Below are 24,495 nucleotides of genomic sequence, written 5' to 3' on the forward strand. Positions count from 1 at the left end.
AAGGGTCAGTTGATGCGGTCGAGGATGGCGGATACGCGGGGCGGGACGTCCTGTCCCACAGGCGCGAGGCTGTAGCCACCGGCGAGGGCTTCGATGGCTCGGTCAAAGCGTTCCGGAGTGTCGGTGTGCAGGGTGAACAGTGTCTGACCTGCGGTGATTCGGTCTCCGGGTGTCACATGGATCTCGATACCGGCTCCAGCCTGCACACTGTCCTCCTTGCGGGCACGTCCGGCGCCGAGGCGCCAGCTCGCGATGCCCACCGGTAGAGCGTCGAGGCGCTCCAGAACGCCATCTCTGTCGGCGGTGATCTCGTGGGTGTGGGTGGCGGTCGGGAGTGCGGCGTCCGGGTCGCCGCCCTGTGCGCGGATCATCTTTCTCCAGGTGTCCATGGCCCGGCCGTCGGCCAGTGCCGCCTCGACGTCGGCATCCCGGACACCTGCGGCGTCGAGCATCTCCCGGGCGAGTGCCACGGTGAGTTCGACGACATCCGACGGTCCGCCGCCCGCCAGAACCTCCAGGGATTCCCGCACTTCCAGGGCGTTGCCCACGGTGCGGCCGAGAGGAGTGGACATGTCGGTGAGCAGGGCTCGCGTATCGACGTCTGCGGTGCACCCAAGGTCGACCATGGTGCGGGCGAGCTCGCGGGCGGTGTCCAGATCCTTCATGAAGGCCCCGTCACCGACCTTGACATCGAGGATTAGCGCGGAGGTTCCTTCCGCGATCTTCTTGCTCATGATCGAGCTGGCGATCAACGGGATCGAATCGACGGTACCGGTGATGTCACGCAGCGCGTAGAGCTTGCGGTCGGCCGGGGCGAGCCCCGTCCCGGCGGCGCAGACGACACAGCCCGGGTCACGCAGGATCTCCATCATGCGTTCCGTGGAGATGTCCGCCTGCCAGCCGGGGATCGCCTCCAGCTTGTCGAGGGTGCCGCCTGTGTGCCCGAGACCACGCCCGGACAGTTGCGGGACAGCGACGCCGAAGGAAGCGACGAGCGGGGCGAGAGGCAGGGTGATCTTGTCGCCCACGCCACCCGTGGAGTGCTTGTCCGTTGTCGGTTTCCCCAGCCCGGAGAAGTCGAGGCGGTCACCGGAGTTGATCATTGCCCGGGTCCACCTGCTGGTCTCATCGGTGGTCATTCCGTTGAGGAAGATCGCCATGGCGAGCGCGGCCATTTGCTCGTCCCCGACACGATCTTTGGTGTAGGCGTCGATGATCCAGTCGATTTGTGCTCCGCTGAGTTCACCACCGTCCCGCTTGGTCCGGATGATGTCCACGGTGTCGAACGTCGTTGCCATGTACTTCTCCTCGTGCTGACTGTGGGGCCGATCTGTGGTGGTGTGACCTGGATTAAATCCGAAAAACTCTTGTGCGGTGGTGCACAGCCCGATTATCATGAGGCGGTGAACAAATGTCAATGAAAATATTGACAACTGTTCATGTGATTTCCGTCCCCACCCCGAAGGGTCCGACATGGCTGTCTCCGACGCAGAACTCCTTGATCGTGCGCGCAGTGCCGCACACGGTGCGTATGCGCCCTATTCCGGATTTCCGGTGGGCGCGGCACTGTTGCTCGATGACGGTCGCATCGTCACCGGCTGCAACGTCGAAAACGCATCCTATGGCCTGACGGTTTGTGCGGAACGTACCGCCGTGGGCCGGATGATCGCCGAGCGTGAAGGAGTGGGCGGGGCCACTCGGCCACACATCGTCGTCGCTGCCGTCGTGGGGCTGAAAGCCGCTCCCTGCCATCCTTGCGGTGCGTGCCGCCAGGTGCTGGGGGAATTTAGCTGTCACCGCGTGATCGTCGAAGGGCCCTCCGGCGGACCGGTCAGCATCGCCTTCGCGGATCTGCTGCCCCACGCATTTGGTCCCGATTCCCTCTGACTCTCCCCACGAAAAACCACTCTGACAACTAGGAGCCTCCATGGACCGCTTCCAGGGACTGCTGGGCATCGCCCTCATCTTCGGCCTGGCGATACTGTTCTCCCGACATCGCTCCGCCATCAAGTGGCGCACTCTAGGGGTCGGACTGCTCCTCCAGATCGCCTTCGCGCTCCTCGTCCTGAAATGGGACGTCGGATTCAATGTCCTGAAATCCATCGCGCACGGGCTGGAGAAACTCACCGAGTTCACCAACGTGGGCACCCAGTTCGTGTTCGGCGGATTGTTCGGCGGAGACAACGGCTTCATCTTCGCGCTAAACGTCCTGCCCGTCATCATCTTCCTGGGGGCGATCATCGGTGCCCTCTACTACCTCCGGGTGATCCAGTACTTCGTCGACATTCTCGGCGGCGCACTCAAGTGGCTGCTCGGCACATCCAAGGTGGAGAGTGTCTTCGCCTCCACGGTGATCTTCCTCGGCCAGTCCGAGGCGCCACTGGTGGTGTCCCCGTACCTCCCGAAGCTGACTCGCAGTGAACTCTTCGCGTGCATGACAGGCGGTTTCGCATCCGTCGCTGGCTCCACCCTCATCGGCTACTCACTCCTCGGAGCCCCGCTGGAATACCTGCTCGCGGCATCCCTGATGAACGCGCCGGGCTCCCTGATTGTGGCCAAGGCTTTCATGCCCGAAACCGAGGAATCTGATCTTGACGCCAGCATCCGGGACGTCCGTGACACTGAATCCAAGAACATCATCGACGCCATTGGCTCCGGTGCGATGGCGGGTGGCAAGATCGCCATCGCCGTTGGCTGCCTGCTCATCGCCTTCATTGCCCTGATCACCATGCTGTCGGCGATCATCGGTGGAATCGGGGGGTGGTTCGGGCAGGACAACTGGTCGCTGGAAGCAATGTTCGGAGTGTTCTTCGCTCCTGTCGCCTGGCTGATCGGTGTCCCCTGGTCGGAAGCGCTCGACGTGGGCAACTTCATCGGGCAGAAGACGGTGATCAACGAGTTTGTCGGCTTCTCATCCTTCGGCCCGCAGGTCGATTCCTTCTCCCCGAAGACCGTGATGATCACGACCTTCGCGCTCGCCGGATTCGCGAACTTCAGTTCCATCGCCATCCAGATCGGCGCGATCGGCGGCCTCGTGCCGGAGCGTCGTGGTGAGGTTGCAAAGCTCGGCCCCTGGGCGCTCCTCGGTGGGTTCACCGTCAACATGCTCAATGCCGCCATCGTCGGTGTGGTGGCCTTCTGACACCTGAATGCCTGAATCAGAAAATGCCTGCACGGCTAACAGTCCGTGTGGGCATTTTCCTATTCGGGATCGTGGTCGACTCTGCCCGTCGGAAAATGGTTGTGACGGTGAGTATTTTGCCGAGAAAATTAAAATGTGACGCAAGGCACTATCCTGGGGGTTATTGTGGTGGAAACACACTGCGGGGCCGGTGTTCGCCCCATACCCGAATGAGGAGGCGATCTCGTGACAACCATGACAACCCGAATGACGGAGGACCCCGGTGACCTGATGCCGGAGGCGGTTTGTGCATGGGTCGAGTCCCTGGCCGCAGTTACCGCCAGGGCAGATCAACTGGGCCCGGAAGACGCGGCGACGGAACTTGCGGCGCTGTTCACCGAGGATGCCTGCTGGCGTGATCTGGCTGCGTTCACCTGGAACATACACACCGCCGAAGGGGTGGATGCGATCACCGAGATGATCCGGGACACCTGGCCCCGCTGTGCGCTGCGCAATGTGAAGATGGTCGACCCTGGGGAAGCCAACGACTGGTCCTTCCTCACCTTCGACACCGCAGACTTCCACTGTCGCGGCGTGGTCCGGCTTCGCGACGGGCGCGCGGTCATGCTCACAACCTCCGCGCAGGAGCTGATCAATCACCCGGAACCGGCCGGTCGTCGGCGTGAGCCGGGGGCCGAACATGGACGTCCGGGGACGGACACCCGCAACTGGGCTGACCGTCGGGCGGACCGGCGGGCTGCTCTCGGGATCACCGAACAGCCTTTCACCCTGATCGTCGGCGGGGGACAGGGCGGAATCGCACTCGGGGCACGGCTGAAAAGACTCGGCGTACCGACACTGATCATCGACAGGCACCCGCGCCCCGGCGACCAGTGGCGCAGCCGCTACCACTCGCTCTGTCTGCATGACCCCGTCTGGTATGACCACCTGCCCTATCTGCCGTTCCCCGACCACTGGCCCGTATTCACCCCCAAGGACAGGATGGGGGACTGGTTGGAACATTATGTCGGGATCATGGATCTCGACTACTGGTCGGACACGTCATGTATCTCGGCCGGGTTCGACGAGTCGGAGGGCCGGTGGAGCGTCACGGTGAATCGGGGCGGGGAAACACTCACGCTGAGTCCCGAGCATCTTGTCCTGGCCACCGGCATGTCGGGCGTACCCAATGTACCGACGCTACCCGGGCAGGAGAACTTCGCGGGTGAGATCCGGCACTCCTCACAGCATCCCGGGGGAGGCATGGACGCGGGAAAGAACGTGATCGTGCTCGGATCGAACAACTCCGCCCACGACATCTGTGCGGATCTTCATGCGCATGGGGCGCACCCGGTGATGATCCAACGCTCGTCGACGCATATCGTGCGCTCCGAATCGTTGATGCGTGAGGTTTTCGGCCCGCTCTACTCGGAGGACGCGCTGGAAGCGGGAATCGACACGGACACCGCTGATCTGCTGTTTGCCTCCATCCCGTACCGGCATCTCGCCGACGCGCAGAAACCGGTATTCGACCGCATCCGGGAACAGGACGCCGACTTCTACCGGCAGCTCGCAGATGCCGGATTCCTCCTCGACTTCGGGGAGGATGAATCGGGCCTGTTCCTCAAATATCTCCGCCGTGCGTCCGGTTACTACATCGACGTCGGAGCGAGCCAGCTCATCATCGACGGCGACATCGAGTTGCACTCCGGGGTGACGATCGCGGAGGTAAAGCGCGACTCGGTCGTGCTCACCGACGGCACCGAACTTCCGGCCGACATCATCGTCCTTGCCACGGGATACGGCTCCATGACCGGATGGGCCGCCCAGTTGATCTCCCCGGAGGTCGCGGAGCTGGTGGGGCGCTGTTGGGGTCTGGGATCGGGAACGACCCGTGATCCGGGGCCCTGGGAGGGGGAGTTACGCAATATGTGGAAACCCACCCGGCAACCCCACCTGTGGTTCCACGGCGGGAACCTGCACCAGTCGCGCCACTACAGTCGTTATCTGGCGCTGCAGCTCAAAGCCCGGATGGAGCGGATGGAGACCCCGGTGTATGCCCTGGCTGAGGTCCATCATCCGGAGTGATGTGTGGTGCCCCGGCGCACCGGAGTGCCGGTGCGCCGGGGTGCGTCGCCTGTCGGTCAGCGCGGTAACGGAAGACCCGGAATTGTCAGGGGATGGGTCTTGAAGAAGTGGATGATTCCGGCGACCAGGGCGATCAGGGCACCGGCGCCGAGGATGGCGGAGCCCGTGTTGCCACTGCTACCGAAAAAGCCGGGGGTGGGAGTGTTCGGTTCGTCGCCGTGGTGCCCGTGATCGTGGTGGAACACCTCGAACGGGGCGTCGGCGTGGGCGTGGCTCTCGTCCGGATAGAACACCACGACGGGGACGTTGACCGTCGTGTTCGCGTCCGATTCCGGTGCGGTGAACGTGACGACGCCCGTCGCTGGATCGATCTCGGCGTCCCGGGCCTTCCTGCTGAGCTTGAACACCGCGCCCTCCGGTGCGGCGAGGGCCTCGACCTCATCGGTTGACGTGTCGTCGAACGTTGGCGCCTTAGAGACGGCTTTCTCACCCGTGTGGGCGTGGGTGAGGGTGTAGTTCACCGTGTACTTCTTCGCGGTACCGCCGTGAGGATCGGACACCACGAAGTAGACGGCGCCCTGGTCGGTTGATTTGTCGGAGTAGATCACCGTGACCGGGATCTCAATGACCTTGCCGGCGTCATCGTGGGTCGGGGTGTAGGTGATCACTCCGGTGGCTGGATTGATCTCGGCGTTTTTCGGTGCCCCGTCACCCAGTGTGAAGGTGGTGTTGTCGGGAGCCGGTGCCTCATCGAGATTCGTGGTGGTGCTGTCGTCGAAGGTCGGTGCCGTGCTGGGGGAGGGCTTTCCGACGGTGGCCCGAGCTTCACCGAAGAGCGGTTCGAAGCGGTCGGTCAACGTCGTGTTCGTGCCTTCGTCGGCGACGGCCACCGTGGCGGTGATCGGGGCGATGAGGGTGAGTGCAAGACCGGCCGAGCACAGTGCGCGGCGGCTGCGGATGTGTGAGGTGTTCACGGGAGGATACTTCCGTTCTTCTCGGAGGAGTGAGACAGACGAAAGCTTACTAAATGAAAGTAATTATCAACAACTTTATTGGTTGTTGTTTCTATTTAGTGTCAGGTGGTGCGGAGGCTGGATTTCCCTGGCCCGCTGCATCCAGCACCCGAAGCGCCGTTGGCCGGTCAATCACCAGGTGTGTCGCCAACCCCATGTCCAGCGCCGTCGCGATGGCGATCGTTTTCGCCGCGCCACCGGCGATGAGCAGGCGGATCGGCCGGGCGGCGAGTTCCTTCAACTCGATTCCCACGGTGCGGTTATCGATACTCGGGACCGCGACCTCACCATCCGCAGTGAAGAAGCGGGAGCAGGCATCCCCGACCGCGCGCTCGAGCAGTTGGTCGATCTCGTTCTCCGACAAGTGCCCCAGATTCAGCAGCAGGGAACTCCGTTGAACGTCACCCACGGTGAAAATAACCAGATCGGTTTCCCGACCGGCCCGGAGTATCCGGGCGATGTGCCGGTCCTGCTCGACAACCTGTTTCGTGGCCACCGAATCGAAGATCACCGGCAGTGGGAGCGTCCGCGCAGTGGCGTTGAACGCCAGACAAAAGGAGTTGATCGTCTCGATGTCAAAGGTGGAACGCTCTGAATGGGATGTACCGCCCTTCAACTGCACCATCTCGACGCCGTGTCGGTCAGTGCGGGACAGATGCGCTGACACTGAGTACATCGTGTTTCCCCAGGACACCCCGACACTCATGTCATCCGCAACAAGATCCTGCAGCATGGAAGCTCCGAGTTTCCCCAGTTCCCGCAGTAGATCGGCGTCGGTCTCCCTGGGTAGGTGTGCGAGACGCACATCCACCAGTCCGAAGCGGGAGGTCAACTGTTGCGCCAATGCGGAATCAGCTTCCCTGGGATCGTGGATCTCAATGGTCACGAAACCTCGCTGCTTACCCAGTTGAATCAACTTGGCAACAGTCGGCCGCGACACCCCGAGTTCCGCAGCGACCTCCGCCTGGGACATGCCGCGCTCGAAATACAGTTTGACCGCTGTCAATGCCTGTTCGTCGCGTGCATCCACGGGAAACTCCTCGGGATTGTGGTCGGTGCTGGTAAGAAGTTGAGGGCTGCACACTCATCGTAACCGGTGGCCGCGACACCGACGCCTTCGGCATCAGCCGACGATAGGAAGCGGGATCAGGTCGTTCAATACGGTGATGAGCGCCTCGATGTGATCCGGAGTGTGCCCCGAAGTCACCGTGACCCGGAGAATGGCAGCACCACGGGAGACCGTCGGCCACCGGATTGCGGGGACAAAGAAGCCGCGCTCCATCAGGGCATCCGACACCCGGACCGCACGCTGTTCGTCGCCGACCGGAACGGGGATGATCGGACTCACCTGCCCGGCTACCCCCAGGGCGGCGGCGCAGTCACGGATGGTGGAATGCAGCCGGGCGACCACATCCGGTGACCGGTCGAGCACATCGACCGCAGCCACCACCGCCGCGACAGTCGGAGCGGACGGCGCCGTCGAATAGACGAACCCACGGGCCTGATTCCGCAGCAGCGTGCCCACCGCCGAGGAACACACCACGAAACCGCCCTCCCCGCCGAGCGCCTTACTCGCGGTACCGATGAGTAGATCGGGACGGACCCCGTGGTGCTCGACACTCCCACGCCCGGTAGCGCCCAGCACGCCGACCCCGTGGGCGTCATCAATCATCGTCCACGCCCCATGTCGCGCAGCCGTGGACACCAAACCCGGCAGATCCGCCAGGTCCCCGTCCATCGAGAACACCCCATCGCTGACCACGAGCGCATGAGGCGTGGAACGACACCCGAGCATCCGGTCCAGTGCGGAGAGGTCTCCGTGCGGAAACACCTCCACCGAAGCCCGCGCCAACCTGCAGCCGTCGATGATGCTCGCATGATTCAGGGAATCCGAGAACACCGTCACCTCCGGCCCCGCGATCGTCTGCAACACCGCCAGATTCGCCTGGTAGCCCGTGGCGAAGAACACCGCGTCGTCGTGTCCGTCGCCGCCGAAGAACTCCGCCAAACGCCGTTCGAGCCTCGCGTGCAGCTCGGTGGTGCCGGTGGTCAGCCTCGAACCACCGGACCCGGCGCCATAAAGGTCGAGCGCACGGCGGGCCGCCAAAACCACCTCGGGATGGGTAGACAGCCCCAGATAGTTGGAAGAGGAGAACACCACCAGCTCCCGACCGTCGACACGCGCGACAGGTTCCTGCGGCCCCGTGAACTCCCGGAGAGTCCGCGACAACCCCGCCGGGCCCCAAGCGGCGTTCCGGGCCTCGGCGATCCGGTCCAACGACGGCATCTACAGACCCTCCACCAGCACGACGTGATTCTCCAGCCAGTCGATGCACTCCCCGACCTCCGACACCGGACCGTCATACAGGAACAGTCTGGTCCCCACCGGCGAACCCGGTTCCTTCATCGCCGGAATCCGGATATAGGTTCCCCCGCACGCCAGATACCCGGTCGTGTACTCCGGATCGTCGGAGATGCAGAGCTCCGCGACGATACGCGGATGCGCCGTCACTTTCGTCGCCAGGGCTATCGCCTCCCGATAATGAAGCTTTCCCGCCACGCCGGTGTCCGCGGACACGTGATCCAGGTTGCTCACCCGGACCCCACGCTCCTTGTCAGGCTCCAGTCGCTCGCCGGAGGCGGCATCGACGAGCATCGCGCCCCGCAGGCCGGTCACCGTGGTCAGCAGCTCCCACATGCGCGCCGGGTTCCGGACACCCAGACGGTCCAGCTCGGCAACGACGAAAGCACGCGCCTCCGCCGGCGAACCGACATCGACCTCCCGGGTCGCCAGGACCGGGAGCACCTCGATCCGCGACTCGTCGACAGCACGAACCGTCACCGTCACCTCGTCCGGTGTCCCCTTCGGGTGGCCCAGCGCCCGCTGCGTCAATGCTGTGACGCAGCCCGGCACCGCATCACCGGGGACGATCCGTTCGGCACCAGAGATGTGCCGCCCCTCGGCGCTCGCGCGCATCTTCACGGAATACGTGGTCATGTGGGTTATTGTACGGTGTTCAGCCGCACATCTGTGCGGACGGGAACGCACCGGAATCCGCCGAGCGCGATAGGCTAGCGCAGTTCCCACCGACACCACCGCAAAGGCCCGCGACATGACCCGCCCCCGCTTCGCAGTCATCGACCTCGAGACCACCGGATTCCTCCCCACGGATCGCATACTCGAGATAGGTATTGCCCTCACCGACGCCGACGGAAACCTGGAACGCACCTGGCAGACCCTCATCCAGCCCGACCGACACTTCGACAACACCCACATCCACGGGATCACGCCCGCCGACGTTGCGGATGCACCCCTGTTCCCGGAGCTCGCGGCAGAGCTCGCCGACCTTATCGACGGCCGGATCATCGTCGCTCACAACGCGTCCTTCGACACGAAATTCCTGGTGCGGGAATTCGCCCACTGCGGCGTCATCCTCGGTGACCCGCACGACTGGTCCGTGTGCACGATGCGCACCGCAAAAGAGGCGCTGCCCGGGTCCCCGCAGAAACTCGCTGACTGCCTCGCACAGATCGGCGCCGTGAACTGCACCCCACACGCCGCGCTCGCCGATGCCGTCGCCACCGCTGAACTACTCGAACACCTGCTCCGCACCACCGACGTCGTACGCAGCCGCACGCCGCTGGACTTCTCGGTAGACCACCGCCAGACCCTGAACAACCTCGTCGCTGTTCCACCGGTCGAACGGGGGCACCACGCACTGAGCGCCACCGACGGCCAATGGCTCGATGCACTCGCCGCGAAACTGCCGGACACCGGTGACTGCGACGTCGACAACTACATCCGCCTGCTCCGCGCTGCCCTGGCCGACGGCAAACTCTGCACCTCCGAGATCCGCCAACTCATCTGCCGCGCCAGGGAACTCGGCATCGACCGCGAGGAAGCCGGCGAGATCCACGCCCGATTCATCCGGCAACTCGCCGTCGAAGCGTGGACCGACGGTGTGGTGACCGACGCAGAACGGGACGCCGTGACCACCGCAGCACGCCAACTCGGAGTGGACGGCGCGCTCGTCGAAGCCCTGTTGTCGACCCCGATCGAGGGGGGCGATGAGAATCCTTCGGTACAGCGAATACGCGTTAGAGGTACCGATAAGAGACTAAAAGCCAACCAAGCGACTGATTTGGGTTCAATAGTTAATTAATAGTTTCATAGCGACAAAAACCACAAAATCCAGTGAGCAATCGGGAGTGGTACGCAAAAACCGAGTTCAAATACGATATACACTGAAAGTGTGGCGCCGCGCCATCCACTCTCTGGAGACGGCACACCACGGGTTGGCGGGGGGGGGGGGTCGAAGATGTTTGCGAACAGGGAGATTGCTAAACAAGGTAAATCGAATCAAAAAACTATCAAAATAATGATACTCCCAGGAAAAACCTTTGAAACCCAATGGTCCTAAATATCATCTTTCAAATTCTTAAAAATTCTATTGCATCGCTCGGTAGGGTGTGGTTAGTATCGAAACCGAAGCGTCAGTCGTAGAAATACCCTGTACATCTTTACTCTACGGCTGTAGCGACCGACCTCTCCAGAAAGGAACGTCATGACAGACGACAGGTACCTCGACAAACTCCAAAATGACGCCAAGTTCGTCCTTCCCTTGTATATCCTCGTGGATCATTCATATTCGATGGCCATGAAAGATGAATGTAATCAAGCAATTGACGCGGCTAACGATATGATACCGACAATCATGGATGTCTGTTCCAAAGCCCACAATGCTGATGAAAGAGCACGATTCTGCATTATAGGATTCAATAGTAAAGCGGAAGTCGTGGCACCGCTATCTAGGGGGACTGACCTTCAGCCGCATAAATTCGAGGCTGAATATCAAACCGACTACGCGGAAGCATTTCGGCTGTTACGGAAACGGCTCGAAGAAGACTACTACTCGCTCAAGCAAGATGACTTCAAAGTCTACCGTGCTATGGTGTTCATGATAACCGATGGTCAGCCAACTTCTGATCCGACTGAAGCATTTAACGAGTTAAAAGATCCTGATTTCCAACGAAGCCCAAATCTGACGATCATCGGAATCGGAAAATATGTCACTATAGAAGACATTAAGCCTTATAAGATCGGCAGGGGAAAAGCTCTACTCATCAAAGACACGAGTGCGGAAGAAGCACTAAGTGCTATTGTAAAAGATCTTATACAAACTGTTGTCAACACTGCGAACCAAGATTCATTCAATCAGGGGTCCGGTGATGATGATGAAATTGATGGCTTTATCGAGGACTTGCTAGAAGAAACCGATATGTATTTTGAGGAAGCATAACTGCGGTGGGTATTTTTGAATACTTCGGATTGAATTTACCTCAGTCAATGAACGCTAAATATCGGCACGACGAAGAGGTAGATCTGGACTGTTCAGCGGCTTCTAGAGGACATTATGTTCGGCGTGGAAGGGTAAACAAAGAAGAACTAAGCATATATCGAATAATTCTACAGGAAAAAAAGCGAATGTCTCCGTCTGGCGATAAAACAAATAGTGAATCCGGCGCGGAAACAAAACCCGAAATCCTGCATAGGTATCAGAACAACCAGCACGGCTGTGCAGCGGAACGTGCACAAGCCTCGACTAAGGTTGTCAATGACGGGGGTGGCATGGAACCAGAACCGAACCCATACGCGGGGAATACTGACGCAGCCATGCCAAAAACCCACGACCAAAATGCAGCACGCGCAGGCAGTCGAAACCCCACCGAATACCAAGACGACAACCTCAACCAAAATCGAAGTAATAACAATGACCAAACGGCGCCTCTCAATGACGAGAGGAGTACAGACCCAAAACCGAGCCCATACGCGGGGAATACTGACGCAGCCGTGCCAAAAACCCACGACCAAAATGCAGCACGCGCAGGCAGTCGAAACCCCACCGAATACCAAGATGACAACCGCAACCAATACCCTACGGGGGATCAAATAGCCAATGATCTAGATTGGCAACCCTCATGTGAATCCGAAGAGTCGGCTAGATCAAGAGCTGCGCTTGGCATAGACAGCTTCGAATGGCTTCGTCCTGGGCTACCAAGTTATAGCACAATACAGTCCGGACTACTTACTGGAAGAATAGTAGTCGGAGAAGGCGGAGATAACTCAAGGGTTTTGCCGTCCTTTACGACAAAATTTCCTTCAGCGAACATCTCTGATTCTTCAGTAGACGTGGGCATTATAAATAATCAGTTGTCGGCCGGTGCAGTAAGCGTTAAAGGTACCCTCCACCATGTTAGCGGGATGCCACGTCAAGACGCTTATAATATTGCGAGTAGCGAAGATTGGACAGTACTCGTTATTGCGGACGGTGTTTCTGCGGGGAACTACTCTCATTATGCTGCCCTCGCAGCAGTACGAGCAATATCTGGACGTGCTCTTACGATGTTAAATACTAGTTCACCGGATAAGGTTGAATGGTCGGAGGTAGGTAGGTTTGGGAAAAACGCCGTCGTCGAAGAATCTAGAAAGCAACTTATTTCGCGGAAACCAAGCAAGACTGCAGAAATACAAAGAATGTCCCTGCGCCAAATTGCAAGATTAATGGCTACAACCTGCGACATGTTAATAGTGCCAAATCGTGAAAACTATGAAGCTACTCCGGTTTGGAGAGTGCAATTCGCTGGCGACAGTAGTTTGTATTTGATTGATCCCGATAGAGGTTGGTGTTGTATTAGCAAAGGGAAGAGCGAAACCGCGGGATTGGTGGATAATTCGTTGTCAACTCCGATGCCAATTGGCGGTGATAATACCGTTGTGACTCGATATATGTTGGATAAGGGACAATCAGCTATACTATGTACAGATGGTTTTGGCGACGTCATTGATACAGGTGCACGCCCAGTAGGTAGATTCTTGTTTGAGGCTTGGAAGAATCCAATTACCACAGAGAATTTGTTGCGCACAGCGTCGTTTGCGAATATAAATGCAGATGACGATCGGACTGCGGCTATCGTCTGGAGGCATGCTCATGCCTAGCACGTTGGCTGACGTAAAAATTGAACTTAGCAAACTAGGAAAGCTGGAAAAGCTTGCGTCCGGTGGACAGGGTAAGATATATCTTTGCAAAAATAAAATCGATGGTATCGCTGAGTCGACAAATGTAGTAAAAATATATAAGCCAAAAACGCTAGAGCAGTCGCAGGTCGCTCTCGAAGCGTCTATGGGGCAACTCATCCTCTATCCGATCAACAATTTCACTCTTAAAGACCGGCAGCTGCTCTACGCCCGGACGGTATGGCCTCAACGTTTGGTTTATAAGGAAAATAAACCCGTGGGTGTCGTCATGCCCTTAATTCCTGATGACTATTATTTTGATATTTACCTGAAAGGCCGGGATGACTATGAGAAACAACTTTTTGAGATTCAGTATTTGATCGGACATAAAGATAAACTAAAGGCTTTGAATGTTCCCCAGCTTACTGAACGAGAGAAAGTCGGGTTGATAGTTCGTCTTGTTCGAACAGTAATGTTTTTGCACGAAAAACAGCTCGTCATTGGCGATCTTAGCGCGAACAACATAGTTGTGACCAATCCTTCGAATGTCGGAGGAGGAAGGCCTCGTGCTTTTTGGCCGCGATTTATCGACATTGATAGCTTTAGGTTTGTCGGTTCCGTTCCGGCACTAGAGCAAGGACACACTCCTGGTTGGAAAACTCCCGAGCGAAAGCGGGCAGAGGATAGGCTTAAAGATTTGCAAGAACGAAAAGCCGGAGCGGCTGAAATATCCAAAGCGAAAGCTGACTTGAAAGTTATTACACAAAAATCCGACATATTTAAACTTGGTTTACTGATTCAACGCTTGTTCCATTCTCCTGAATCTATTGACGATGACGTCCATTCTATATACTCGTCTGAATCGGCAGACAAAGCGCTATTCAGTATTTTCGGTAAGTCGAAGGTTAGCTTATTTACCGAAATGTTAGCAAATGATCCAAAGGCAAGGCCGACGGCATCAGATGCTTTCAAGCGTTTAAGCGAGAAATAGTGATCACTTTTGTATGTAGATTGGACGGGTTGCTATGACCGTTAGAAAGAATCGACCTCTTCTTTCATATGTAGAGAATCAGCGTCCAATGAAAGAGCTGATTCTCGAAATTGAACGGGCACTTGATCGTGTACGCTCCGAGATTCTGTCGGTGGGCCAAAAGCGCATAGAAACTGCAAGCGAATGGCACGATATTCAAAAAAACTTTGTTGAGAAGTTCGAGCTTATAAAAACGTTTAATGAAATGTGGGGTCATAGAAGGCCGGACGTTCTAATAGATGAGGAACCCACAACTTTTTCTCGCGGTGGGCTTGACCCAGTTTTTTCTTCCGTTCAAAAGATTCGAAGCACGATTATACTCCCTTTTGGTATTCGTCATGTCGAGGCATCGAACAGGGATAGGAAGTTCGTGTCTCAACGACTGAACGATTTGAAAAAAGAAATCGATGAGAAGTTAACTAGGTTAATACAGGCACTGATTGATAGTTTTCCATTAAAGAAAACCCAAAAGTGGTGCATACCGAGTTTTCCGCCGGGACTGAGGGATACGGACGAGAAGTTAAATTCCATTCGTGCAGGGTATGGGCCGTTAGTATTGGAAGTTGGCCATTACTCTTTTGAACCGGTATTAGTTCCGAAAAAGTATAGTGGTTATCACTCAGTTAATGGATATGGAGGTAGTGGATTCGAAAATCGTACCTTTGCTGCAGCCGAGTCCGAGGCTTTCCCCTGCGTTATTGATCTTGTGGAGGACGGTGGCTTCGCTACAAACGATTTCGATGCTGTAACATCATTTGTTATTCGGTTTTGTGCGTTGTTGCCAGCTAATTCCGTAAAAATACACCTGTTTGATCCGGTCAAACTGGGAGGGTCGCTACGCTCTTTGAACGATCTCTCGGCGGAGGCGCTCGCCAAACTGATTAAAATTAGCGTTGAAGAAAATGATTTTGAGGCTGAGCTGAATGTACTACTGTCGGTAGCTTCCCGCATCACACAGCAGTGTTTAGGAAACCGATTTGCTTCGCTGGTCGATTACAATAGCTCGGTTTCCTCGGGTAAGGAACCGTACCATTTGCTTTTATTGATGGACCATCCAAAGGGTGTGACCAACAGTAGGATTTTCGAGAAAATATCTACATTAGCAGCATCGGGTCCGAAGGCGGGTATCTTCACGATTGTCTTTAACGCTCCCGACAACAAAATTGATGATGACTTGAATCGATACCGGGGTAGTACCCAGAACTTTTCTTACGGTTTGCCTCAGCTTCACTCGGAAAAACTACAGCCCGTCGAATATTTTACGGGGCATACATCAGTAGTTTCCGCATTACAATCTGAAGACTATCTAGTGTCTGGATATTATGGCTCGGTATCGGAGTATTCCCTAGAGGATCTTTCTGACAGGCAGTTCGCCACTTTGTTTGACGTAAAATTTTATTGTATCTGGCACGGGCCTCAATGGGCACCAGATACTTCCGTAGAAGTGCGGAAATTTGTCAGATCGTTTGACGCGAGGCTTCGTAAGGCAGAATATAAATCCGTACTACCCCAAGATGTCGCGTCAAGAGTTTCGAGTCACGGTTCTGCTGATCCGGCGGATCCTTCGACCTGGTGGAAGAGGACCTCCGCGTGCGGATTGGAAGTAAATATTGGCCTGGAGGGCGACCGAAATCTCGCTACTATTTCTATTGGTTCGCGTCAGGGTATGCCTATTGGGCTTATCGTAGCAGGGCAAACTAACTCTGGAAAATCCGTAGGCCTTCACGCAATTATCTGTGACCTCATCCGAAACTATCCACCCCAGGAAGTTCAACTTTATCTTTTGGATCATAAGGACGGTGTCGAGTTTCAAGTCTATGCGGAAGCGAAATTACCCCATGCCCGAGTAGTTTCTATTCAAGCCCCCGAAATTTCCACTGCTCTTGTTCTTCAAAGTTTGCTTAAGGAACAAAAAAAGCGAGCTGCTTTATTCCGGAAATCCAGGTTGCCAAACGGTGGTGTTCCTGTCAACTACGACGAGTTTCGTTCAGTACAAAGTAAGCTTACGCAATTGCCGCGTATCGTGGTTATCGTGGATGAGTTCCAAAACCTGTTTTCCTGTTCGGATGACGATATATCGGCTCAAAATGCATCGATATTTGACACCATGGTAAGACAGTTTCGTGCTTTCGGTATCCACTTGATTTTATCTAGTCAAAGCCTTTCCGGAATCCGCAGGCTTCCTTCTTCAGTACTGTCGAGTATTCAACAATGTCTTTTATTTACGTTAAGTGATGAGGATTCTAGAATATTTTTGGGCCCGCAGAATAGTGAAGCTACTCAGCTTGTGCCAGGTACTGGTCAAGCAATTCTGCGGAAACATAACGACCGACGAAATGTGCAAGTGGCATTAGAAGATAATATTTCTAGATCAGAAACATGCAAAAAAGTTGCGAAACTCTATTCTGGAGAAGCTTCGCCAATCGTACTCGACTTCTCTGAAAGAAAACTCCCTAAACGATTGGTGAAAGCGCATGGCCAGGGACATACCAGGGTTCTCCTTGGAAGGGGATTCGGTACTAACGAATCAGTATCTACTAGTTTGGCCTTCAATGACGATGGTAACTTGCTCCTAACGACGCCAGGAGCTAGTAGCCTTGAGGCACTCGATACCTTCAGTATTCTCGGCACAATTTTGAGTGGCTTGTTGAAGAGTAAAGTGCCGGTTCACCTAGTTGACTTCGGTGACGAGAATACGGAGTTCGACAAAGAAGTAAATCGTCTGCTCCGAAGCTGCCGTTCCTATCCGCTGTCATATAGTAGATCTGATCAGGCATTAAAGGTCCTTGAAAGGGCGTTGACCTACGCGCAAGCACCTAATGGACGGTCGAATTGCAAAGCGGTGTTTTTCTTCTTGAATCTAGATCGGTCCGTAGACTTTCATGCCGGTGGTGAAATGGTGGACAAATTAGGTGAACTTATCAAATGTGGTCCAAGGAATAAGGTTCACTCGATAGTACATTTAGGGGAGGGGCGTGGAGTAGATCGTCTATTTTCGTTGACTGGTCGCTATAGGTTTGGTAGTGTGCTGAGCGGTAGAATCAACTCCGATTCAAGTTACGAGATCTTCGGTTCGAATTTGGGGTCAAACATCGACTTCGATTACGTACTGGTTGACAGCGTAGGTTCAAAAACCTACTGCGTTCCATTTAAGAAATTCCCCCCTGCCTTCTGGGAAAAAAAGATCTGAGGTCGGACCTTAATGCCTTACGTCGATCCGCGCATGGTTTCCCGGTTGCGCGATGAATTGAAAACTTTAATCGTCGATATTCGGGAAATTCAAGCGGCTCAAATACAATATGGGTTCAGAGTCGTAACCGAGTTGGAACGCGAAGTTGAGATCTGCCGGCGCAAGATTACAGAGTATGAACGGTACGATAAAAACGACAATACCCACCATCAAATGTCGAGAGAGTACGATGCCCTCAATGCTCAGTTGCAGAACGCGATGGCGGCTCTCAATATAGCAGAAGCTGGGTTGATAAACTACAGAACAAGCAGCCGAGCTTCTCTTCAATCAATACAGTTCTATGTCGACCAAGGTGTTAGGTACTTACAGGATAAGTTGAACGTGGTTCTGTCACTGAATGCGGAAAGTAAATCGGATTACGCTGCATCGACGGGTTCAGGTATCCAGAACGGTAGACGATGCGAGCTAACCGACTGCTATACAGCCCTACCAGTGGGCTTTACGTTGGTTGCGGTATCGGAAATTGATCAGTCCGAAAACCCTATAGTTGGCCCTCAAGATTTTGGTAAGGGATACAGTATAGAAGATTTGAGCAGAGCCTTTGATCTCTTAGAACGGTACGTGTTACCGGGAATGGATCGAGGGTGGGGTAAAGAAGAATTCAAAAATATAGACGAAAAGTTAGAGATGTCAGGGTGTCGTTCGCTATCGGATACATACTCGGGATTTTTCGACGAACATGCGGGAAACTATATCCGCCTTGAAGCGAGGTCCGATGGTAAATATGGGATTATTAACGGGCGGCATCGTATTTATGTGGCTGAAAAAACAGGCCGCACGGTTGTCCCTGCGAAGATTTCGAGGTAGCGTCATGTCCGGAGATCGGATAGGCTTTTCAACAGCATGGTCCTCGTTTTTAAAAACTGTCGAGGCTTCCCGGGAATCGTTCAATGACGAAACTAGAAAAAGAAAGTTCGACTATGAAATAGTGGCACAATTACAATTATTTGTGGAAGAAAACACCAGAAGCTCGGAACTTTTCTATTCGGAAATGGATCGAGCCCTTAGGCGTTTGGGCGGAGGAATTTGAAATCGCGGCGTGAGAGAATTCAGACCAGCGCTGCCTCGCTACAACGAAGAAATGGAGACTTTTTCAGTTCTTCTCTTTAGGGAACTTCTGGAAGTCGATCTAGTTGAAGATTGTGTGCATCGCGGTTAATTTTATGTATTGATGCGGACCCCTTTGAGTCGGTCTAATATTGTGACAAAGATATCTTGCGTTATCGTTTCCATTCGTGATGCTTGTTTGGCAAATAGTTTGTCGAGAAAGGTTGTATACATGGCGGTTTATGGTGACCCAAATCAGTTACGGCAAGCTGCGAATCAACTCCAAAAGTTGGCCGCTGAATCGGCTGCGATGGGTGAATCTGCTAGAAAGCTCCACTCCGCGTTGGACTATAGAGTAAAGGGAAAACAAAACGTGGATTCTATACTGGTTAACGCAGTGGGGGAGTATAAGAAAGCTGCTGGTACTCTCGAGGATGCTAGTAGAAAACTGAAGGCGATTGCGGCCGAACTGGATCGATTGAATGGTAATTAGTTTCCGGGTATGTCCGTAGTAATGGTTTAATTATGTCAAATCAACTAGTTTAGCTTGTTAAAAACATTCGGCTAGGTATGATATTTGGATATTATATCAGTTGATATGGAGGCGAAGTAATACTTTTGGTAGCGACAACTTAACGTCTCTGTTTTTGGAAAGGAAATGTATGAACTCAATGAAACCGCAATCGGTTCCTTCGAAGTTAGTTGTAGTTATTATTGAACAATCCGAGAACGCGGCGCTATTCGATTGGGATAAATTTCGAGACTTGATTGCTAGGGGTTCTTTTCTATTTTCTCTATTAGTCGTAACTAAGAGCGGAGTAGATCGGCAAGTTCTTCCCGGATGTAGTCCTGAGCTATTGCCTAGTTCGATAGATTTGAAGAATAGTTCGGTGCATGATCAGAATACTGCCAACAAAATTGCTGAGCAAATCTATTCTTTTACGCTCTATTGTGACTCAATAGTCGGAACGAAGTTGTACGTCTACGGAACAGCTGACTTGTTTCACCAGCTTGCTGCAGTGTTTTCAGCAGACCAGAAGATTGAGGTTTTTCGTGCGAAGCGGGAGAGTGAACGCATCCCAGCGGCTAGCCCGGCCACAGCGCCAGCGTCTAATGAAAGTAGCAATGTGCTACAAGCGGTCCCAATCGATATCAGTCCAGCTGTGGATTCCCCGAAGGATTCGCCAACTCCGGAAAGCCCTAGCGCGCTGGTGAAAGATGTCCGGGCCAGTCGATTTTGTATCGCAAGATTACTTCTTTTCATTCTTCGGTGTGTTAGCGGATATTTCGCAATGGTTTTGTCGATGTTTTGCACTTTCGTGGTTTTTCATTTATTTACTGGGAATTCGGAACTTCGTATATTCGAATTCGGTCGCAATCTTCATCTCATGTTTCCATTGTTTATCGGGCTTGCAGTGTGCGGTGTTAGTTTATGTTATATATCTAAAAAGAATTCCACGAAGGGCTGGGTCGCCGTCCTATTTGGACTTTTTGGCGCTTTTGGTAGTAATGTAGATGGTATAGTGATTCGATACGGCATTTTTGAGATAATGCCCGGTTGGTTAGAGCGGCTAATTTGGCCCGAATTTTTGTGGGACGGAACCGGGAAACTTGTTGATTTTTCGATCCGTATCCTAGAGTTTTTAAGGCTTGTGAATTCTACAGTTCCCGGTTTGGTTTTTTCGGCATTTTTTTCCTTCGGTCTTTTTTCGTTGGTTTTTATGCCGATGTCTTTGCGGAGATGCACTTAAATTACCGGCGTTTGCAGTAGCTTCCTAAGGCAAGGAATCTGAAAGTTTCGGTTCGTCTCATGTTTGTTCTGGCGGCGACATTTGGGTTGGATTTCAGACCAAGGCTTTGATCTGCGATAAATCGATCTAGGAAAGCGGTATCTTGTTAATCTAACTCTAATCTGTTTGTTTTGGCGGCGGGTTTTGTTTCGTAACCTGAGGATTGAAGAGACCTTGTCTTTAATTAAGTTGTTACTCGGAAATTTAATTTTTGGGAATAGCTTCGACTGGCTCTTGAGAGCGGCTCTCCGGGTGTTCCTCTGTTTTCGTCAAGAGGTCGGGGCGGTATACTAGTCGAGAGGTTTCGGGGGTAATGTACCGCTGGCCGTCGGGCATGACTGATCAGCTGGCCGAAGTGACTGCTTTCGACCAGTTGATCAGGTCAAGGTCAGTGTTTAGGCGACGGTTCTGGCAGGTAGCTCGCATAAGAACTCTATGTGGGTCAGCATCGCGTAGATGACAGTGCACCTCCGCCTGGACAGGCACATGATCGCCGCATTATGGCGTTTGCCCTCGGCCCGTTTTCGCTCGTGGTAGGTCTTGGATGGCTCGTGGAAACGAATCGAGGCGAACGTGTAGTAGAACAATGCATTCTTTAGCCGCTTGTTACCAGCCTTGGTAGGGAACTCGCCTCTGATCTATGTGTCTGACCTTCGGTTGACCGGGGCGATCGCGGCGTATGCTGCCAGGTGACCTGCCGATCGGCAATCGGAGAAGTCACCGATGGCCAGGAGGATATTGGTTGCGGTCTTGACGCCGACTCCTGGCGTGGACATCAAGACCTCGGAAAGAGGGAAGTCCTCCAACAATTCCTCGACTTGTTTTGCAATCGTGGTGCGTTGTTCCAGCGGGACCTTGATGTTGGTGGCCAACTGCGGGATCATCATCTCAGTGGCAGTAGTGGCAGGTACCGTGATCGTTTGAGCCTTGAGGCCGTCGAAGATCGCGTCCACCAGTTTGAAGGGGTCTTTCTTGACTCGCCTCCGCATCTAGTCTAGTACCCGATGGTAGCCGGCTTTCTTCAGCTTTGTCGGCCCTCCGTGGTGGATGAGCGTCTCCAGCGCCAGCGGCCTGGTGATGACGCTGCCTGGCAGAGCGGGTTCCAGGTTGGGGTAGATCTGGGTGAGGACGCTGCGCAGTCGGTTGATGGTCGGTGTGGCGTCCCTTGGCGATGTCATCGTCGAAGCCAGACAGCATCGTTTAGTGCTGACAGCACTCCGTTGTCGCGATCGACGGCAGGCAGGGTGTGCGGCACTATCCGTGCCGTGTTGGTGATGATGAACGCGTCGCTGCGGTTGGTCTTGGACCTGTCGGGGTGCAGGTCCGAGGCTTTGTGCATGGATAATCCCGGCAGGTAGCCGACGAGGCAGTCGGCGTCCCGTGCGACAGCGATGGGCAGGGCACCGATGATGTTGGGTTGATCGACGACCACCAGGACTGTGCCTTGTTCCTGCAGGCCGGTGAAGATCTTTCGTAGCTGGTTCTCGTCTGGGGTAGGGGTTTGTTATGGATAGAAGTAGGGGTTGTAGTTTGCCTTTTCTTAAGTTAGGGGAGGTTGCCTAATTTTTGAGAGGTTAGTACGCTTACTAAATTCTGTCGATTTGTTCGTTTAAGAAGTTTAAACTATATCGGCTGAGATTATGTTCAGTTTGTAAATATGTTGGGTTTTTAGGAGTTGTGAGTAATATCCACGAACCTACCTCACCTCCCCACCAGTCTCGGCACGGCCGCGAGCAGTTCCCGTGTGTAGTCAGCTTGTGGGTTAGCCCATATGCGATCGACCGGGCCCGCCTCGACGACGTCCCCGTGGTTGAGTACGAGGACGTCGGAGCACATTTGGCGGATGACGGAGAGGTCGTGGGAGACGAAGAACAGGGCCAGCCCGTAGTCGGCGACGAGGTCGCTGAGCAGGTTGAGTACTTGGGCGCGGACGGAGACGTCCAGGGCGCTGACCGCTTCGTCAGCGAACAGGACGTCAGGTTTCACGGACAGGGCGCGGGCGATGGAGATACGTTGGCGTTGTCCGCCGGAGAATTCGTGGGGGTACCGGTTGACGGCGTCGGCGCCGATCCCGACTTCGCCGAGCACTTCGGAGACCCTGGTCCGCCGCTCCTCACCGGATAGCCCGAGTCCGAGCAGTGGTTCTTCGACGATCGCCCCGATGCGCATGCGCGGATCGAGTGAACCCATGGGGTCCTGGAACACGACCTGTGCGCGTTCGGCGTGGGTGACTGTGCCGGTGGTTGGGGAGTCCAGGCCCGCGAGGATCCGGAGGAGGGTGGACTTCCCGGAGCCGGAACTGCCGACGATCCCGAGGCGTTGTCCGCGTCGGAGTTCCAGTGACACGTCCCGGAGAGCCTCCGTACGGCGCCGGGGGCCGAAGAATCCGCGCCGTTTGCCCACATAGGTCCGGGATACGCCGGTGGCGGACAGCACGACCTCGCCGATGGGGGGCACGGCGGGCGCTTTGTGGATTTGGCCGGGCCGGTAGTCGCCGGTGGTGGCGGTCTCGACGGTGTAGAGGTGGCCGTCGGGGTCGCGGGCGTCGAGGTCACTGGCTGCGATCAGCCCCCTCGTGTAGTCGTGGGCCGGGTCGGTGAGGATGTGCTCGGTGGTGCCGCTTTCGACGAGGTTGCCGTCGCGCATGACCAGGATTCGCTCGCAGACCCCGGACACCAGTGCCAGGTCGTGGGTGATGAACAGCAGGCCGGTGCCGCGCCGCTCGACGAGTTCGAGGATCAGTTCGACGATCTGGCGTTGCACGGTGACGTCGAGGGCGGTGGTTGGTTCGTCGCAGATCAGCAGGTCGGGATCGTTGGCGAGGGCTATCGCGATGAGGACGCGTTGGCGCTGCCCGCCGGAGAGCTGGTGTGGGTAGGCGCCGTAGATGCGTTCTGGGTCGGTGATGCGGACGTCGGCGAGCAGCTCACGTGTACGGTCGCGTGCCGCAGCATCGGAGTCGACGGTGCCGTGGTGGGTCATCACTTCGGCGATCTGCGCGCCGACGGTCATCAGCGGGTTCAGGGCGGTCATGGGTTCCTGGAACACCATGGATACCCGCCTGCCGCGGAGTGTGCGCATCCGGCGGTCCGGGTAGTCGATGAGGTTCCCGGTTTCCCCGTCGAGTGTCATCTGTCCGTGGGCGGAGAGCTCGTCGGGTAGTAGGCCCATCAGGGAGAGGGCGGTGAGTGATTTCCCGGAGCCGGATTCCCCGATGAGTCCGACGCGTTCGCCGGAGTCGATGGTGAAGGAGACCTGTTCGATGAGGGTTTCCCCGCGTCGCGTGTCGACGCCGAGATCGGTGACGGTGAGCAGGGTCATGAGCGTTTCCTCGTCTTCGGGTCGAACACGTCGCGGAGGCCGTCACCGAGTAGGTTGAATCCGAGGACGGTTCCGGCGATGGCGAGACCGGGCCAGAATGCGAGCATCGGGGCGGACCCCAGGGATGCTTGGGCGGACTGGAGCATCCGGCCCCAGGACGGGTCGGGGGGTGGGGTGCCGAGACCCAGGAAGGACAGCGCGGCTTCGGCGAGGATCGCCAGGGCGAAGGATACGGATGCCTGGACGATGAGCATGCCGGTGATGTTGGGTAGGACGTGCCGCCACGCGATCGCGGGGCCGGAGCGTCCGGCTGTGCGGGCTGCGGCGATGAAGTCGCGGGACATCACCTGGAGGGTTCCGGCGCGGGTGACGCGGGCGAATCCGGGGACGGTGGCGATGCCGATGGCGACCATCGCTGAGACCGTCGAGGCGCCGTAGATGGCGCCGGCGACGATGGCGAGCAGCAGCGCGGGGAAGGCGAGAAGGAGATCTGCCCCGCGGAGCACGATCGTTTCCGCCCAGCCGCGCCGCATTCCGGCGAGGACGCCGAGCGGCGTGCCCACGAGGACGCCGATGCCAACGGCGACGAGTCCGACGAGCAGCGTGATGCGGGAGCCGGCCATGATCCGGGAGAACACGTCCCGCCCGTAGCGGTCGGTGCCCATGAGGTGCCGCAGGGACGGGCCTTCGAGGCGGTCGGCGGGGATCGCGTGGATCGGATCGTAGGGCGTCCAGATCAGGGACATGAGGCCGAGGGCCACGACGAGGGTGACGATGCCGAGTCCGATCATTCCGGGGGTCGGGAGTCTGCGCAGGGTGC

The 24,495-nt window shown here is 55.9% G+C and carries 20 protein-coding genes; 10 read left to right on the forward strand and 10 right to left on the reverse strand.

Going from position 1 to position 24,495, the window contains the following annotated elements; translation table 11 throughout:
* Positions 1–5: 5 nt before the first annotated feature.
* Positions 6–1,298: a thymidine phosphorylase gene (locus tag QWU43_RS00970; RefSeq protein ID WP_370916922.1), complete on the reverse strand. Its 1,293-nt coding sequence runs from the start codon at positions 1,296–1,298 to the stop codon at positions 6–8.
* A gap of 175 nt (positions 1,299–1,473) precedes the next feature.
* Here QWU43_RS00970 and QWU43_RS00975 point away from each other — a divergent pair, with 175 nt between their 5' ends.
* The 3 genes from QWU43_RS00975 to QWU43_RS00985 all read left to right on the forward strand — a co-directional run bounded on the left by QWU43_RS00975 (position 1,474) and on the right by QWU43_RS00985 (position 5,209).
* Positions 1,474–1,887: a cytidine deaminase gene (locus QWU43_RS00975; protein ID WP_370913681.1), complete on the forward strand. Its 414-nt coding sequence runs from the start codon at positions 1,474–1,476 to the stop codon at positions 1,885–1,887.
* A gap of 40 nt (positions 1,888–1,927) precedes the next feature.
* Complete coding sequence (locus QWU43_RS00980; RefSeq protein WP_370916923.1) at positions 1,928–3,142, forward strand: NupC/NupG family nucleoside CNT transporter; 1,215 nt, start codon at positions 1,928–1,930, stop codon at positions 3,140–3,142.
* A 234-nt stretch (positions 3,143–3,376) separates the two neighbouring features.
* Positions 3,377–5,209 (forward strand): flavin-containing monooxygenase, encoded by a 1,833-nt coding sequence (locus QWU43_RS00985; RefSeq protein WP_370917190.1) that lies wholly within the window; start codon positions 3,377–3,379, stop codon positions 5,207–5,209.
* A 56-nt stretch (positions 5,210–5,265) separates the two neighbouring features.
* Here the strand turns inward: QWU43_RS00985 and QWU43_RS00990 are convergent, their stop codons facing one another.
* The 4 genes from QWU43_RS00990 to QWU43_RS01005 form a co-directional block, all read right to left on the reverse strand.
* Complete coding sequence (locus QWU43_RS00990; protein ID WP_370916924.1) at positions 5,266–6,183, reverse strand: Rib/alpha-like domain-containing protein; 918 nt, start codon at positions 6,181–6,183, stop codon at positions 5,266–5,268.
* A gap of 91 nt (positions 6,184–6,274) precedes the next feature.
* On the reverse strand, positions 6,275–7,252 hold the full coding sequence (locus QWU43_RS00995; protein WP_370916925.1) for a sugar-binding transcriptional regulator: 978 nt from the start codon (positions 7,250–7,252) through the stop codon (positions 6,275–6,277).
* A gap of 93 nt (positions 7,253–7,345) precedes the next feature.
* Positions 7,346–8,509: an aminotransferase class I/II-fold pyridoxal phosphate-dependent enzyme gene (locus QWU43_RS01000; RefSeq protein ID WP_370916926.1), complete on the reverse strand. Its 1,164-nt coding sequence runs from the start codon at positions 8,507–8,509 to the stop codon at positions 7,346–7,348.
* Complete coding sequence (locus QWU43_RS01005) at positions 8,510–9,220, reverse strand: 6-carboxyhexanoate--CoA ligase (protein ID WP_370916927.1); 711 nt, start codon at positions 9,218–9,220, stop codon at positions 8,510–8,512.
* Positions 9,221–9,335: 115 nt separating this feature from the next.
* Between QWU43_RS01005 and QWU43_RS01010 the strand changes: the two genes are divergently transcribed.
* From QWU43_RS01010 to QWU43_RS01040, 7 genes are all read left to right on the forward strand, one after another.
* Positions 9,336–10,385, forward strand: a complete 1,050-nt coding sequence (locus QWU43_RS01010; RefSeq protein WP_370916928.1) for an exonuclease domain-containing protein — start codon at positions 9,336–9,338, stop codon at positions 10,383–10,385.
* Positions 10,386–10,787: 402 nt separating this feature from the next.
* Positions 10,788–11,522, forward strand: coding sequence for a VWA domain-containing protein (locus tag QWU43_RS01015; RefSeq protein ID WP_370916929.1), 735 nt, complete (start codon positions 10,788–10,790; stop codon positions 11,520–11,522).
* A gap of 5 nt (positions 11,523–11,527) precedes the next feature.
* Entirely contained in the window at positions 11,528–13,219 is a 1,692-nt protein-coding gene (locus QWU43_RS01020; protein ID WP_370916930.1) for a protein phosphatase 2C domain-containing protein, read from the forward strand.
* The gene (locus tag QWU43_RS01025) at positions 13,212–14,228 is read left to right on the forward strand and encodes a hypothetical protein (RefSeq protein WP_370916931.1); all 1,017 of its coding nucleotides are present in this window, start codon (positions 13,212–13,214) and stop codon (positions 14,226–14,228) included. Before QWU43_RS01020 ends, QWU43_RS01025 begins: the two co-directional genes overlap by 8 nt.
* A gap of 88 nt (positions 14,229–14,316) precedes the next feature.
* Positions 14,317–17,457 carry an FtsK/SpoIIIE domain-containing protein gene (locus QWU43_RS01030; protein ID WP_370916932.1) on the forward strand — a complete coding sequence of 1,047 codons (3,141 nt, stop codon included), beginning with the start codon at positions 14,317–14,319 and terminating at the stop codon, positions 17,455–17,457.
* 12 nt (positions 17,458–17,469) lie between these two features.
* A complete protein-coding gene (locus QWU43_RS01035) occupies positions 17,470–18,324 on the forward strand; it encodes a hypothetical protein (protein ID WP_370916933.1) in 855 nt (284 codons plus the stop codon).
* Positions 18,325–19,226: 902 nt separating this feature from the next.
* The gene (locus QWU43_RS01040; RefSeq protein WP_370916934.1) at positions 19,227–20,315 is read left to right on the forward strand and encodes a hypothetical protein; all 1,089 of its coding nucleotides are present in this window, start codon (positions 19,227–19,229) and stop codon (positions 20,313–20,315) included.
* A gap of 677 nt (positions 20,316–20,992) precedes the next feature.
* Here QWU43_RS01040 and QWU43_RS01045 read toward each other — a convergent pair.
* The 5 genes from QWU43_RS01045 to QWU43_RS01065 all read right to left on the reverse strand — a co-directional run bounded on the left by QWU43_RS01045 (position 20,993) and on the right by QWU43_RS01065 (position 24,466).
* On the reverse strand, positions 20,993–21,343 hold the full coding sequence (locus tag QWU43_RS01045) for a transposase (RefSeq protein ID WP_370916935.1): 351 nt from the start codon (positions 21,341–21,343) through the stop codon (positions 20,993–20,995).
* The gene (locus QWU43_RS01050; protein WP_370916936.1) at positions 21,344–21,532 is read right to left on the reverse strand and encodes a hypothetical protein; all 189 of its coding nucleotides are present in this window, start codon (positions 21,530–21,532) and stop codon (positions 21,344–21,346) included.
* The gene (locus QWU43_RS01055) at positions 21,529–21,786 is read right to left on the reverse strand and encodes a transposase (RefSeq protein ID WP_370916937.1); all 258 of its coding nucleotides are present in this window, start codon (positions 21,784–21,786) and stop codon (positions 21,529–21,531) included. Before QWU43_RS01055 ends, QWU43_RS01050 begins: the two co-directional genes overlap by 4 nt.
* Before the next feature lie 269 nt (positions 21,787–22,055).
* Complete coding sequence (locus QWU43_RS01060; RefSeq protein WP_370916938.1) at positions 22,056–23,675, reverse strand: dipeptide ABC transporter ATP-binding protein; 1,620 nt, start codon at positions 23,673–23,675, stop codon at positions 22,056–22,058.
* Complete coding sequence (locus QWU43_RS01065) at positions 23,672–24,466, reverse strand: ABC transporter permease (RefSeq protein WP_267174026.1); 795 nt, start codon at positions 24,464–24,466, stop codon at positions 23,672–23,674. Before QWU43_RS01065 ends, QWU43_RS01060 begins: the two co-directional genes overlap by 4 nt.
* Positions 24,467–24,495 lie beyond the last annotated feature (29 nt).

It is taken from the genome of Corynebacterium sp. CCM 9204 (genome assembly GCF_041357695.1).
Taxonomy (GTDB): domain Bacteria; phylum Actinomycetota; class Actinomycetes; order Mycobacteriales; family Mycobacteriaceae; genus Corynebacterium.